Source organism: Paenibacillus sp. RRE4 (genome assembly GCF_031844205.1).
GTDB lineage: Bacteria > Bacillota > Bacilli > Paenibacillales > Paenibacillaceae > Paenibacillus > Paenibacillus xylanexedens_B.
This window is the reverse complement of record NZ_JAUZUT010000001.1, coordinates 2,537,193-2,550,411: the sequence shown is the minus strand read 5'-3', so window position 1 is coordinate 2,550,411 and position 13,219 is coordinate 2,537,193. Positions and strand designations below refer to the sequence as shown.

The following is a 13,219-nucleotide window of genomic DNA, read 5'->3' as shown; positions in this document are numbered from 1 at the left end:
ACATACAGATTAGAGGAGGCGAACCAAATGAATATGCAGATTGAGCTGGTTCCCCGAGAACGCAGTCAGGTAATTCGTCATCTCATGCAATTTTATCTCTATGATTTTACGAAATATCTGAATATTGATGTAGACCAGGATGGTATTTTTCCGGAATATCCGGGACTCGATGCGTTCTGGACGGAGAAAGGACGCAAGTTTCCTTTTTTGATCACGAGTGATGGGTCGCCAGCTGGGTTTGCACTTGTGGAGAAGTTAGATCCCGGGAGTAAGGATAATGACTACTATTTGACTGAATTTTTTGTGATGCAAAAATACAGACGTAGCGGCGTTGGAACAAATGCGGCGTACGAACTATTTAGGCGTTTCCCTGGGCGGTGGAAAGTGACACAGGTTCGGAACAATGTGATCGCACAGGCATTCTGGCGTAAAATCATTGGAGATTATACCGGAGGGCGTTTTCGGGAAAAATTCCATCCTGAACTGGGCAATCCCAGCCAGTATTTTGTTACCTGATGTCGTAAAAACAGGTCTGTAAACTGGAAACTGAACCCCATAGTACAACAAAGGAGGTCTAACAACATGATCGCACCAGCATTTCATCTCGAAGGACAAACAGCACTGGTTACAGGTGCAGGCAGAGGTATCGGAAAAGCGCTTGCCATCGGTTTAGCGGAATCGGGGAGCAATGTCGTGCTTGTATCTCGAACCATGAAGGAGATCGAAGAGACAGCAACAATGATTAATGAGATGACAGGCCGCAAAGCTGTGGCTCTCTGCGCAGATGTCACTTCTAAAGAGCAGTTGGAAAAGACTTTTCAGCAAGCCATTTCGGAGATGGGACGAATTCATATTCTCGTTAACAATGCGGGGATGAACATTCGGACGCCAGCGCTGGAAGTTACGGAGGAACAGTGGGAAACGATTATGCAAACGAACCTTAAATCTGCTTTTTTCGCTTCACAATTGGCGGGTCAGCATATGAAGCAGTATGGGGATGGCAAAATTATTAACATCTCATCGGTAGGCGGACATACGGCCTTGCGAACAGGTGTTGTATATGGTTCTACCAAAGCGGCCTTAATCCATATGACTAAGGTGCTGGCGCTGGAGTGGGGTAAATACGGTATTCGCGTGAACTCGGTTGGACCATGGTATTTCCGTACGCCACTGACCGAGAAGCTACTTGATGATCCGCAGTATTTGCAAGAAATTATTAGCCGCACACCGCTTGGACGTGTAGGGGAATTACAAGAAGTTGTTGGGCCTGTTGTTTTTCTTGCGTCGGAGGCAGCCGGATACATAACAGGTCAGACTTTATTGGTTGACGGTGGCATGTCTATCTACGGTTTCTAGAAGTTCAAGAAAATGTGCCACCCCGTGACTAACCGGGTAATAACATATGATACGATATGAAAAGGCCATAAGATACAAACCTGATTTGGAGGAGGATCATGATGGAGCTTCGTAATTACGGAAATACCGGAATGAAAGTCAGTACACTCGGTTTTGGCGGCTCTGAGATAAGGGATGCGTCCAGAGCAGACGTAGAATTGTTGCTGAATCGTGCTTTGGATGCGGGTTTGAATATGATTGATACCGCGGAATGTTATGGAGACAGTGAAGAGAAAATCGGTGATGTGCTGGGACATCGCCGCCAGGAGTATTTTCTGTTCACCAAATGTGGACATGCGGCAGGTGTAGACGGACCCGACTGGGATGCCAAAGTGCTCGCCCAGACCATCGACCGTAGTCTCAAACGTTTGAAAACAGACTATGTGGATGTCATACATCTGCACAGCTGTTCGGAAGAAGTACTTCGGCAAGGTGAGGTAATCGAGGTATTGCAACGAGCAAAAGAAGCTGGTAAAACTCGTTTTATCGGATATAGCGGAGATACGACAGATGCGCTATACGCCATTCAGACAGGTGCATTTGATAGTTTGGAGACATCATTGAATATTGCCGATCAGGAAGCGATTGAACTGACTTTGCCTGAGGCGCGAAAAAGAAATATGGGCATCATCGCCAAAAGGCCGATTGCCAACGTAGCCTGGATGTATGATAAGGTGACAGAAGAGGACTACGCTTATCATTATTGGAAACGGTTAAATGAGCTGAAATATGACTTTTTGACTGAGGAAGCACAACAAGTGGTGGACATCGCATTGCGATTTACGCTGAGCACTGAAGGCGTGCATACCGCCATTGTAGGTACCGCCAAACCTGATCGTTGGCTACAAAACGCCGAACTGGTAGCGAAGGGACCCCTTGAGCAGGGGCTATATGATGCTATTCGTGAACGCTGGAAGGAAGTAGCGGGATCCGACTGGACAGGCCGTATCTAATTCGAGTTAATTTTAATAAATTCCATTAATCATATAAAATTGGTTGTGAACGATTTGAATTTCTAAAAAACTGCCCAATAAGGCAGTTTTTTTGTGTTTAAAGGAGAGTACTTGAAGGGACAACAGAGAAAATAATCTGTCTAACCTCTATAATAATTTTGTATTTTCATCATATGAAAAATTCACAATAGAGAAAACTTTTTCGAAAAAATAGCAAAAAGCCCCCGAAGGGGCTTGTGGTGTTGGGTGCACCTTATCCGAAATCCTTGAATTCAATAGTGCTTATTGACGTAAATTGCTGTTCAATGGTTGGGCGAGCTTAGCCGGAATTGTTTTGGAAGCACGGTTAACTTTACCATACGTAAGTTTGCGCCAGATCGATTCCATTGGCCCGATTTTGAAGCGTTTTAGCCACAGCGACGCAAAAATGACGAGCACAACATATACAGCAAAACTGAGCATAAGTGTACCAATAGGTTTTATAGTATGAGCCAATCCAAATGCATATGGAAGCAGAAGTATGGTTCCAATGATGGAATGAAGGAGGTAACAGGTCAGCGACATACGTCCAACTTTGGTAAATACCATCAACGCTTTACGAAGTGCAGGAATATACAAAAACAGCATTGCGAGGCTACTCATATAAAACATGCTTCCGGTTAAGTTCCCCTGTTGACCCAGAATCATGAATAGCTCCATCCAAAATGTATTTTCAGCCGAAATCAGTGTATTCACCATGGAGCTGAACTGAGTGAGTATAAATGCAGCCAAGCTGATGAACCAGATTCGCTTCCAGATCGATTGCTTTGCTTCCATATTTGTAAAGAAGTCCATCTTTACAAAATACATACCGATCAGGAACATCATGAACATCGAATAAACTGTAGAAAATGAACTAGCCGCCATTACGCTCATATCAGCCCATCTTGCTACTAAGGAGTTCAAGTAGGTAGAACTGGTATGACTGGATAATGTGAAATCAAAATAAGTTGGCATGTTTGAGGATGCAGTGTTCATCGCATTATAGATCATCATAAATACAGGAGTCAGAAATTGAATCAATATAAGTGCAATAATCCATCGCAATATCGTTTTAGGTGTACGAGCATAGAAAGCGAATAGTAAAAATCCGGCTATGGCGTAAAAGGTCAATATGTCGCCAACCCATATAAAGGTGATGTGCAATAAGCCAATACAGAATAAAATTAATAATCTGCGGGCAAACAACTTTCGTGGATGTTCTACTCGTTGCACGGCTCGATCCATAAAGATCATAAATCCAACACCAAACAGAAAAGAAAATAGCGTGATGAATTTTCCTTCGGCGAATGTGGAAACGAGGTTGTGGACTAAATCGCCTGAATCCATATCAAATCCCTTCACCGAGTCTACGATCAAAAAGTAATTCACAATAATAATGCCGAGCATAGCAAATCCGCGAACGATATCTAGAAAATGGACACGTTCCTTCAGACTCAGGGGTAGTGCAAGATTCTCTTTTTTCTCATTCATAACATTTCTCCTATTCATTTTTATATTTAACTTGAGCGAGTCTAATCTTGGTGTGTATAAATGCCTTCCTTACCTTGGATAACTATACTTATCGATTCTTAACAGTTTCTGAAAGTTCGTTTCTTTTTTTTGATTTGTGACAAATGTATGACAAATGATTACGTTCATAAATGGTTAAGATTTATGCTTTATCGTATTACCTAAGTGTTACCGAAGGACGATATATATTGAGGGCACCGTAAATAACATCAAGAATCATGAGGTGAGAAGGGCATGACCCATCGGATATTAGTTGTCGAGGATGATCAGGATATTGGTGATTTGTTAGAAGAGTCCCTTACGAGAGCAGGCAATGAGGTATTAAGAGCAAGAGACGGACAGCGTGCGCTGCAGCTTGTAGATGACGGGCTAGACTTGGTCATTTTAGATATCATGATGCCGGGGATGTCGGGGATTGAAATATGTGAGCAGATTAGAACGTATTCCAACGTTCCCATTTTGTTTTTAACGGCCAAATCGAGCACATTGGACAAAACAGAAGGTCTTCTGGCAGGGGGCGATGATTATATGACAAAGCCATTTTCAGAAGAAGAGCTTCATGCGCGTGTTATCGCTCAACTACGCAGATACAAGATTTATAAGGAGAAAAAGGACAGTGGAGATACGTTTCTTGTTGGAGGCAAGTTGAAAGTCAATGAACATTTTAATGAGGTCTCGAAAGAAGGAAAACAGCTCAAGCTATCTGATCTGGAGTATCGCATTCTGAAGCTCTTGATGAGCAAACGAAGCAAAATATTTTCCGCTCAAAATATTTACGAGAGTGTATGGGAACAGCCGTATTTTTATTGTTCAAACAACACCGTAATGGTGCATATTCGCAAACTGCGTGCAAAGATTGAGGATGACCCGGCACACCCGGTTTATATCCTTACCGAATGGGGGAGAGGATACCGTTTTGGCACACCGTAAATTTACGCTGACCAAAAAATTGGCCTTAATCATCTTGATGGCAGCTACGGTAAGTGGTCTGTTTTTTTTGACGATGCAGAAGGTTAGTAATGGGCTGATTGACAGATACCTTAATTCCGATGCGTACTATGAGAGTGAATCGTCTAAATCTATTGCAAAGTTTAGCAAATATGTTGAGACGAATGATCTATCTTCAACCGATCGAAAGGCATTTGGGGAATGGGTGAAAAAAGAGAACTACATCATGCTCACCATCTACAAAGACAAGCTACTGCAATATGATTCGAATTACGCAGCGGAAGATGAGTCTGGATATGGGATAGAGCAGGAAACGCTATATGCTCAGAAACACTCATTTCCTGTCATGTTTAGTGATGGAGAGGGGAGAGTAACGGTAGACGGGTTTTTCTCATCCCGATATTACGATATTGCCTTTACTCTCGAACTACTCAGCGCCACGATGATTTTTCTGTTGATTGTCCTGCTGGGCATTCGTCGAAGCCTCGCTTACCTGAGAAAGATTCATGAGGAGATCCACATTCTTGAAGGTGGAGAACTGGAATACGAGATGACGATTCGGGGCCATGATGAAATAGCGATGATCGCTGAGAGTATTGAGGAACTTCGTAAAGCCTTTCTCGATAAATTGGATGCGATTGAAGCTTTGCAGGCGGAGAGCCGAAGCCTTGTTACCGAAATGTCACATGATATGCGAACCCCGCTGACCTCTTTGATCATGTTTTTGGAATTTGCCAAGAAAGAACGCGGAAACCAAGGGACGGAACATAGCCATTACATCACGAATGCCTATGGAAAAGCCATTCAACTTAAAAAGTTATCCGATAATTTATTTGATTATTTCCTTTTGGATAAAGAGCAAGAAGCTGACCTTGAGAGCATAGCTGTACAGGAGGCTATTTATGATCTGATATCTGATCAAGTGGCCATTTTGCGGCAGGAGGAATTCAAAGTCCGCATTATTGGTGAACTGCCGCAAGTCTATATCACGGTGAATTTGGAGGAACTCGGGCGGGTCTTTGATAATATTTTGTCTAATCTGTTGAAGTATGCAGAACCCAAAGATGAAATCTGCATTACATTCAACTCTAGCCCGGAGATGTTTGACATTCAACTGGCCAACACGATTAAAATTGTCGAGGTTTCTCCGGAAAGTACAGGACTGGGCGAGAGAATCATAAGCCGGATGATGAGCCGCATGCAAGGGCAGTTTCTTAGGGACCGAGATGGAATACATTATAGTGTTGTGTTGAGGTTCAGGAAGTCCAAAATCTAACGGTAGTACTATGAAATTTTCAATTGATATAAAAAAACACAAGGGGTTTAACTACATCTGTGGAGGAATCAGAATGAACCCAATAGAGAAACCTATGAAAGGTACTTTATTTACAACCCAATCAACTTTCACCTCACTTATGGCCACTTATCAATCGATGGTATGGAGATTAGCTTCGCGTTATTTCCGTGACCCACAGGATCGAGATGATATCGTGCAGGAGACATTCCTGCGGGTATATACGCATATCGAACAAATGAACAGCCAAAAGAATGTCGTAAACTGGATTTATACCATTGGGAGAAATGTATGCCTGGACGTTTTGCGCAAGAAAAAGAGACAGAGTCTTGCCACAACCTCGTTATATGTAGAGGATACAAATAGATCTGCGGATGCCACATCTGATCTAATGTCCCATGAACCTGGCCCAGAAGAAAGGCTGATTCAGAACGAGACTTCTTCCGAGCGCAAACGTCGGATCAATGATGCATTTCATCAGATCCCAGGTAAATGGAAGCATTACGTCTATCAGCGGTACTACTTGGAAATGACCGTCAAAGATATCAGTGTATTGAACGATATACCCGAAAATACGGCAAAAACGTATCTCTTTCGAGGAAGAAAACATATGAAACAACAGTTAGTTGACATCACGTATTGAAATAGGGGACATGACAAATGAAAGATTTAATTACTAAATTCCAAAAAACACCACACATTCTACAAGCGCTTTTGAATATCTGCCTGTTCTTTCTGGCCTTAGCTTTAAGTGCACTTCTAATCAGTGAGACATGGTATATCGTACAAATTGTGTACCAGTCTTTTGTAACTCGTCAGGATAGCTACTATGAAATGTTATCCGAATTGCTCGTTTTCTTTTTGTATTTCGAATTTATCGCCTTAATTGTGAAGTACTTCAAGTCTAATTTTCATTTCCCTCTTCGGTACTTTATTTACATTGGAATCACAGCGGTAATCCGGTTAATTATCATTGACCATGATCAAGCGATGTCGACGTTCTGGTGGTCTATGGCCATCCTGGTTATGGTTGCTGCTCTGTTTATCGCCAATCGGCGTAAAGTCGATCAAGATCATTAAACAAACTGGATGCAGGAGAACACGATGATGAAAAAAGTAACTATTGATGGCAAAGCGATAAGAAGTATAGAGGATCTGCACGGGATACTTCAGACCGAATTTTCGTTGCAACCAGCTCATTTTGAAAGTATGGACACCCTCTGGGAAGCGTTAGTATGGCATGTGCCAGTCCCGGTTACGCTAGAATGGAACCATTTTAATGACAGCAGAACCTCCATAGGACCTTATGCAGATCAAATGATGAATTTACTGTACGAGGTCGATGAGCAACTGGAGGAATTGTTTAGATTTACAGTAAAATTATAAAATTTCAACATATGAAAAATTCACAATAGAAAGATCAAATATGCTCCATTGTTACATCACAATAAATCAAACAATCGCACTCCAATCAACTCCGAGTAACGTATAAACGAACCTCCACATTCCGAGGAGAACGTCAATAAAAAAGCTGCTCCTTTCTCAATGAAAGGGCAGCTTTTTTATCAATAATGACATAAAATTATCGAAACTGCACATTGTAAAGGAAGAAGGTGAGGAGGCGCATGAAGAAACATGACGACAAAACAGCAACAGGAACATGATGAACAATCGCTAGGGTGGGTTAGTCTGGCGCTGTTTGGTGCGGGATGTACTTTAGGCACGGGTTTTTTTCTGGGTTCCAGTCTGGCGATTCGCTGGTCCGGTATATCTGTGCTGGTTTTGCTGTTGCTTGCTGCAGGAGGAACGTACTTTGTATACAGTGCATTAGCTGAGATGACCGCGAATAATCCTAAAGAAGGCGCTTTTCGAACCTATGCTGGAGAAACATTTGGAGAATGGGCTGGGTTCGGCAGTGGATGGATGTATTGGTCTTCTGAAATGCTTATTATGGGTAGCTCTCTAACGGCACTGGGTCTATTCTCGCAATTCTGGTTCCCTCACTTCCCGTTATGGGCCTTTGTAGCTATATATGCTTGTGTGGGTCTATTCATTGCTACACTCGGTGCAAAAGGAATCACACAAACAGAGAATATACTTGCAGTAATCAAGTTGGCAGCCACGGTCGCATTTATTGTTATTGCAGGCGCCGCATGTCTTCATTGGTTACCTATACAGATGTCGCCGGCTCCGTCTATCTATCATAACCAATGGCTCCCCCATGGCCTTCTGGGTGGTTGGAGCGGCTTTATTTATGCTTTTTTTGCATTTGCAGGAATTGAAGTAATGGGTCTAATGGCCGCCAAGCTTAAAGAGCCGAAGGATGCGATAAAATCAGGGCGAGTCATGTTGTTCTCAGTATGTGCATTGTACATTGTTTCGATCGCTCTGATTCTGATGTTGCTACCTGCGAACCAAGTGACCCCTGATGAAAGTCCGCTTGTTAAAGCGATGTCATCCATCGGGTTACATATGGTTGTACATATTTTGAACGGAGTTTTAATTATCGCGGGATTTTCAACGATGGTTGCTTCCCTCTATGCGATCACTTCGATGCTTGTCAAGCTAAGTGAGGATGGTGATGCTCCGCAGATTTTCACCAAACTGGTTGGCAAAAAAAAGATGCCGATATATGCCTTGACTTGCACGGCGGCAGGTCTGATTTTATCTACGTTGATGGCTTTGTGGCTGCCCAAAACCTTATTTGAATATATCACAACGGCAGGCAGTCTCGTTCTTATGTACACCTGGCTTCTCATCTGTGTGACGTATATTTGCAAACTCAAGCCCGCCAAATGGGGGATGATAAAGGCCTGTATTGCCATTTTACTTATTGTAGTTGCGGTAGCGGGCACGGCAGTGGAAAAAGCCAGCAGAATTGGTCTGCTGGTCAGTGTTGGACTGGTTTTACTTTTATCGATCGTAACCTATATCGTTCATAAGCATCGGATGCGAAAAAAGACATCCTAAATATGTCGCAGGTATGCCGGAGCAACGGGACTAACCTTTATTTCATGCGCATAAAAGGACATTTGGACAGGGTTTGTTCATTATCTGGCAAAAAATATTGTTTCCATTCCAGATTGTCCTTTTGCCCATACCACATCAGTGAAGGATGAGCAGGCACCGCATCATACTCGGTTAATCGTTTGCGAATCAATGTTTTCATTTTACGCCCCAGCGAGGTGTCGTCGTTAATGGCTTCGAAGACCCAACGGGGTTGAAAAGCGAACATAAAGAAGGGAAAATGACGGCTTTTTCTTTGCACATGAGCGGGTGTTGCACAAAAGCAAAAATAGGGTTCACCGTTAAAACAAAATTCCCAAGATGCGTCGTTAGGGTCCTTGGAAATATGCTCAGGCCATGGGAGGGGATCATATGCAGTTGTGCGATTCAGCACTTGCCAGAATAAAGACTGATATTGTGCGACGTCTGTGTGTTCTTTCAGATCCGAAGGCGTTTCACATATAACGACAAGAGAAGCATAAGGCCCTGTTTCCCGTGAAACTGTTCCATACTGTTGTAGAATGCTAGCTAGTTCCTGAGGAGCAGTATACAAGCGAGGGTCTGATATAAAACCATATCTCAAATGACCTGACAAAAAACCCATTCGGCCAGGAACACATGGATACGTATTCTCTTCATCCGCAATCATGTTCGAAAACTGTATAAAAGACTCCCGTTGCCAGGAAGGAATCACTTCGATATGTTTTTTTAATTCCTCCGCACTGTATAATTCCGACATTCATTCCCACTCCATTCCGAATTAATCCCTAATAAGGTATTAAATCAAAAGGAATTGGGTGACTGTCCGTACGACGACTAATTTTAGAAAAAAAGATAACGAATGGCCTCAAATGCAAAATACAGTCCAAATCCTATCAGGCTGATGCCGGAAATCACGGATATCCAACGCAAAATAGTCTCATTATTTTGTCTGTGGAAACGGCTTGCCATAACGGCCATGATAACATCCCAGATTAAAATGCCAATGAAAATGCCGGAGCTATACAACAAGAGATGCGCCATGTCCGTATGTTTTATCGCGGAGGTTAGAACCGAGCCATAGATGCCGAGCCAAAATAAAATATTCAACGGATTGGATAAAGCCATCAGAAATCCCGTAATAAAAGAATGATGTATCTTGGATTCCACGGTGGTTGTGCCTTCCACGTTTTGTTTTAACTTGGTCAACGTTTCTACACCCGTATAGATCAGTATAAAGCTGCCGAATGACCATAAAAAAGCTTGCATAAACGGAGTGTTCAGAAAATGAGCGACACCAAAATAAATTAAAAGCATGTACACTAAATCCGCAAACATAGCCCCCAGTCCCAGTACCCATGCATGCATAAATCCGTGACGTGCCCCTCGATCTAACTGTGCAGCGTTGATTGGGCCAACAGGTGCAGATAAGGATATTCCGAGAAAGATGTAACTGAATAACACCGTCATAAACAAAATCACTCCTTAACAGGCCGGATGAAAGTAATCAGTACACACCCATAGAGGACGGTACAAGTCATCGTATTCCTGCTAGGAGTGAATTAGAACGAAACCTAATTCATTCGAAGATCAGCTGTGAAAATGATATAATTTATCTGTAACTCATTATCTCCTATCGAACAATACTAATGTCCAGTTGAATGGGTGTACAATGATAGCCATTACAAGCACTTTCCTCGCATGGACAGGCAGAAAGGCCGATGGTCAGGTCGCGTAACGCTTCCATCTCGACATAATCGCCTGCACGTGAATCCGGTGTGAGGACACTTACGTCTCCGGATTCATTTATAACCGTATTCATAAACAGATTAAACGGATAGTGCTGATTCGGAGGCTGGATACCCAGCGGTTGCAGTGCTTCATTCAAGTTCTGATAACAACTGGCATGATTGCTTTTTCCGTATAACACTTCGTACATTTCAGGACGGCAGGCGGAGTTGAAAGAATCATGCACCCCGACTGTATCCTTTATCATTTTCAGTAAGGGTTCATACCGATTAGAATATAAATTTTGGCCGGGTTTAATACGGCAGGTCCGTAAAACATCCATCGTTACACCAGGATCAAGACGGTGATTCATATCATTGGTATCAAATGCTACAAAATCTACAACTTGTTGACCTTCCAAATCTGTGATTCTTAGAATAGAGCCTTTGGAAACATAAAGTCCATACCCGGTTTTGGCTGGTATTACATAAGTTTGTTTATCTTTTTGCACACTACTCATAACTCACACACCTCCTGTAATATTGCTTTCAGTATGTGAAGAGAAAAGGTAATTCATTCATATTTTGCATTAACAGAAAGAGGTCAATTTTCATGCACTCGGGATCATATTTATCTGTCTTATAAATTAATTTTCAAGTAGTATAATGATTACGAGATTCGTAGTAGTGTAATGTCTCAGATCATCAAAAAGTTAGTTTAACTGCATCGTAGAAAAGCTATGGAGGAAAACAATGATGAAAAAAGATTACGTTTTGCTTTCCAATGAAGGAAAATGGGGCGATCAAGGGGACGGTACTTATGTCAATCCGGTCTTGCCTGGAGATTACTGCGATCCCGATGTGATAAGCATTGGGGAAGACTACTATGCGATCTCTTCCACATTACATTGCTCACCAGGTATGGCTGTTTTGCACTCTAAAGATTTGGTCAATTGGAATGTAATTAGTCATGTCGTAGAGGATTTGACAGTTATCGGGCCAGAATATCGGCATGATCGAATGAATCGTTATGCAAGAGGGGTCTGGGCGGGAGCGATCCGGTTTCATGACCAACAATTTTGGGTTTATTTTTTTACGCCGGATGAGGGGTTGTTCGTAAGTACAGCAGCAGATCCTGCTGGCCCATGGGAGCCTCTTTATCATAGTTGGGAAATTGCTGGTTGGGACGATTGTTGTCCTTTTTGGGATGATGACGGTCAAGGATATCTGGTGGCTACGAATTTTGCCGACAATTATAATATTTATCTGTTCAAACTTAGCGACGATGGAAAACAAATTTTGCACGACAGTGGTGTTGTGATCCATCAATATAAAGGTAGCGAAGCGAGTAAGCTTTACAAAATCAACGGACTTTATTACATTTTCCATAGTGAAGTTCGACCGAGAAATGGTGAGGAGGTAAGGGTTGTTATGATGCTTCGTTCGGAGCATTTATACGGTCCTTACGAAGAAAAAGAGTTAATTCATACGCACGGCGTGGAAATGGACCGCGAACCGAATCAAGGCGGACTTGTGCAAACACCGTCTGGGGAGTGGTATTTCATTAGTCACCAAGGAGCCGGCGGTTACTTTGAAGGCAGAACTCTTCACCTGCTTCCCGTTACATGGGTCGACGGTTGGCCAATCATTGGTGAGGATACAGACGGTGATGGTGTCGGAGAGATGGTATGGGGAGGAACAAAACCAATTCACGGTTATCCCAAAACGATCTTAACCGTGAATGATGATTTCAATAGTCCGGTACTGCAATCTCATTGGGGATGGAACCACCAACCCAAAGCTGATATGTGGTCTTTAACAGAGAGAGCAGGGAATTTACGTTTGCATGCTTGTGTGCTTTCCGAGAAGAATGATTTCTTTAAAATCTCGAACATTCTTTCCCAACGGGCGTATCGTGTTCCTCATAACGTAGTGACTGCCAAGTATGATCTAAGTGGGATGGTGGATGACCAGGAAGCGGGTCTATGCCATTTTGGACAAACTTATTGTACGATTGGTATTCATCAGCAAGAAGGAATTCGGGTATTGAAGTTCAATCAATCAGGTACAATCGAATGGGGGCCAACTATTGATACCACTGATTTATGGTTAAGATCGATTTGGAACTTGCGTGGTGAAAACAGATATGAATATAGCCTGGATGGAGAGAAATTTATCTCCTTTGGTGAGGTCTATCAACTGGGTTGGGGACCTTACCGGGGAGATCGGGTCGGGGTGTACAATCTGAACCATGAAAGAGAAGAAGGGTATGTGGATGTAGAGCATTTCAATTACGAGTCAGGAGATGAAAAAGTCTGATTTATAACAATATTAGAATGGCCATGGATTAGATCTTTTATTGGCTA

General features: G+C 42.6%; 14 protein-coding genes. 10 read left to right on the top strand and 4 right to left on the bottom strand.

The genetic code is table 11. The annotated features are described in order from the left end of the window. Positions 1-27 precede the first annotated feature (27 nt). The 3 genes from Q9R46_RS11465 (at position 28) to Q9R46_RS11455 (ending at position 2,348) form a co-directional block, all read left to right on the top strand. Positions 28-516 (top strand): GNAT family N-acetyltransferase, encoded by a 489-nt coding sequence (locus Q9R46_RS11465; RefSeq protein ID WP_090916635.1) that lies wholly within the window; start codon positions 28-30, stop codon positions 514-516. Positions 517-582: 66 nt separating this feature from the next. Continuing rightward, entirely contained in the window at positions 583-1,356 is a 774-nt protein-coding gene (locus Q9R46_RS11460; protein ID WP_311280137.1) for an SDR family NAD(P)-dependent oxidoreductase, read from the top strand. A gap of 101 nt (positions 1,357-1,457) precedes the next feature. Then, on the top strand, positions 1,458-2,348 hold the full coding sequence (locus Q9R46_RS11455; protein ID WP_311281009.1) for an aldo/keto reductase: 891 nt from the start codon (positions 1,458-1,460) through the stop codon (positions 2,346-2,348). A 282-nt stretch (positions 2,349-2,630) separates the two neighbouring features. On the opposite strand, the gene Q9R46_RS11450 is transcribed toward Q9R46_RS11455, so the two are convergent. Beyond that, entirely contained in the window at positions 2,631-3,860 is a 1,230-nt protein-coding gene (locus Q9R46_RS11450; RefSeq protein ID WP_311280136.1) for a DUF418 domain-containing protein, read from the bottom strand. Between the two features lie 273 nt (positions 3,861-4,133). Between Q9R46_RS11450 and Q9R46_RS11445 the strand changes: the two genes are divergently transcribed. The 6 genes from Q9R46_RS11445 to Q9R46_RS11420 all read left to right on the top strand — a co-directional run bounded on the left by Q9R46_RS11445 (position 4,134) and on the right by Q9R46_RS11420 (position 9,111). Continuing rightward, positions 4,134-4,829 carry a response regulator transcription factor gene (locus Q9R46_RS11445; RefSeq protein WP_311280135.1) on the top strand — a complete coding sequence of 232 codons (696 nt, stop codon included), beginning with the start codon at positions 4,134-4,136 and terminating at the stop codon, positions 4,827-4,829. Further along, positions 4,816-6,123 carry a HAMP domain-containing sensor histidine kinase gene (locus Q9R46_RS11440; RefSeq protein ID WP_311280134.1) on the top strand — a complete coding sequence of 436 codons (1,308 nt, stop codon included), beginning with the start codon at positions 4,816-4,818 and terminating at the stop codon, positions 6,121-6,123. The genes Q9R46_RS11445 and Q9R46_RS11440 overlap by 14 nt, the downstream gene beginning before the upstream one ends. A gap of 73 nt (positions 6,124-6,196) precedes the next feature. Then, positions 6,197-6,784 carry an RNA polymerase sigma factor gene (locus Q9R46_RS11435; protein WP_311280133.1) on the top strand — a complete coding sequence of 196 codons (588 nt, stop codon included), beginning with the start codon at positions 6,197-6,199 and terminating at the stop codon, positions 6,782-6,784. A gap of 17 nt (positions 6,785-6,801) precedes the next feature. Continuing rightward, positions 6,802-7,221 (top strand): phosphate-starvation-inducible protein PsiE, encoded by a 420-nt coding sequence (gene psiE, locus Q9R46_RS11430; RefSeq protein ID WP_251505082.1) that lies wholly within the window; start codon positions 6,802-6,804, stop codon positions 7,219-7,221. Between the two features lie 27 nt (positions 7,222-7,248). Next, on the top strand, positions 7,249-7,527 hold the full coding sequence (locus Q9R46_RS11425) for a barstar family protein (RefSeq protein WP_311280132.1): 279 nt from the start codon (positions 7,249-7,251) through the stop codon (positions 7,525-7,527). Positions 7,528-7,776: 249 nt separating this feature from the next. Next, entirely contained in the window at positions 7,777-9,111 is a 1,335-nt protein-coding gene (locus Q9R46_RS11420) for an amino acid permease (RefSeq protein ID WP_311280131.1), read from the top strand. A gap of 37 nt (positions 9,112-9,148) precedes the next feature. Here Q9R46_RS11420 and Q9R46_RS11415 read toward each other — a convergent pair whose 3' ends face one another. The 3 genes from Q9R46_RS11415 to Q9R46_RS11405 all read right to left on the bottom strand — a co-directional run bounded on the left by Q9R46_RS11415 (position 9,149) and on the right by Q9R46_RS11405 (position 11,374). Further along, positions 9,149-9,886: a YqcI/YcgG family protein gene (locus Q9R46_RS11415; protein ID WP_311280130.1), complete on the bottom strand. Its 738-nt coding sequence runs from the start codon at positions 9,884-9,886 to the stop codon at positions 9,149-9,151. Between the two features lie 83 nt (positions 9,887-9,969). Beyond that, positions 9,970-10,596, bottom strand: coding sequence for a LysE family translocator (locus tag Q9R46_RS11410; protein WP_311280129.1), 627 nt, complete (start codon positions 10,594-10,596; stop codon positions 9,970-9,972). 163 nt (positions 10,597-10,759) lie between these two features. Next, positions 10,760-11,374: an urea carboxylase-associated family protein gene (locus tag Q9R46_RS11405; RefSeq protein WP_311280128.1), complete on the bottom strand. Its 615-nt coding sequence runs from the start codon at positions 11,372-11,374 to the stop codon at positions 10,760-10,762. 232 nt (positions 11,375-11,606) lie between these two features. On the opposite strand from Q9R46_RS11405, the gene Q9R46_RS11400 reads away from it, so the two are divergent. Next, the gene (locus Q9R46_RS11400) at positions 11,607-13,172 is read left to right on the top strand and encodes a glycoside hydrolase family 43 protein (RefSeq protein ID WP_311280127.1); all 1,566 of its coding nucleotides are present in this window, start codon (positions 11,607-11,609) and stop codon (positions 13,170-13,172) included. The last annotated feature ends 47 nt before the right edge of the window (positions 13,173-13,219 follow it).

Coding starts and splice junctions, on each gene's coding strand:
- Q9R46_RS11450 (WP_311280136.1), bottom strand. CDS start 3,860: ATGAATGAGAAAAAAGAGAATCTTGCACTACCCCTGAGTCTGAAGGAA.
- Q9R46_RS11460 (WP_311280137.1), top strand. CDS start 583: ATGATCGCACCAGCATTTCATCTCGAAGGACAAACAGCACTGGTTACA.
- Q9R46_RS11435 (WP_311280133.1), top strand. CDS start 6,197: ATGAACCCAATAGAGAAACCTATGAAAGGTACTTTATTTACAACCCAA.
- Q9R46_RS11465 (WP_090916635.1), top strand. CDS start 28: ATGAATATGCAGATTGAGCTGGTTCCCCGAGAACGCAGTCAGGTAATT.
- psiE (WP_251505082.1), top strand. CDS start 6,802: ATGAAAGATTTAATTACTAAATTCCAAAAAACACCACACATTCTACAA.
- Q9R46_RS11445 (WP_311280135.1), top strand. CDS start 4,134: ATGACCCATCGGATATTAGTTGTCGAGGATGATCAGGATATTGGTGAT.
- Q9R46_RS11405 (WP_311280128.1), bottom strand. CDS start 11,374: ATGAGTAGTGTGCAAAAAGATAAACAAACTTATGTAATACCAGCCAAA.
- Q9R46_RS11420 (WP_311280131.1), top strand. CDS start 7,777: ATGACGACAAAACAGCAACAGGAACATGATGAACAATCGCTAGGGTGG.
- Q9R46_RS11455 (WP_311281009.1), top strand. CDS start 1,458: ATGGAGCTTCGTAATTACGGAAATACCGGAATGAAAGTCAGTACACTC.
- Q9R46_RS11410 (WP_311280129.1), bottom strand. CDS start 10,596: ATGACGGTGTTATTCAGTTACATCTTTCTCGGAATATCCTTATCTGCA.
- Q9R46_RS11415 (WP_311280130.1), bottom strand. CDS start 9,886: ATGTCGGAATTATACAGTGCGGAGGAATTAAAAAAACATATCGAAGTG.
- Q9R46_RS11400 (WP_311280127.1), top strand. CDS start 11,607: ATGATGAAAAAAGATTACGTTTTGCTTTCCAATGAAGGAAAATGGGGC.
- Q9R46_RS11425 (WP_311280132.1), top strand. CDS start 7,249: ATGAAAAAAGTAACTATTGATGGCAAAGCGATAAGAAGTATAGAGGAT.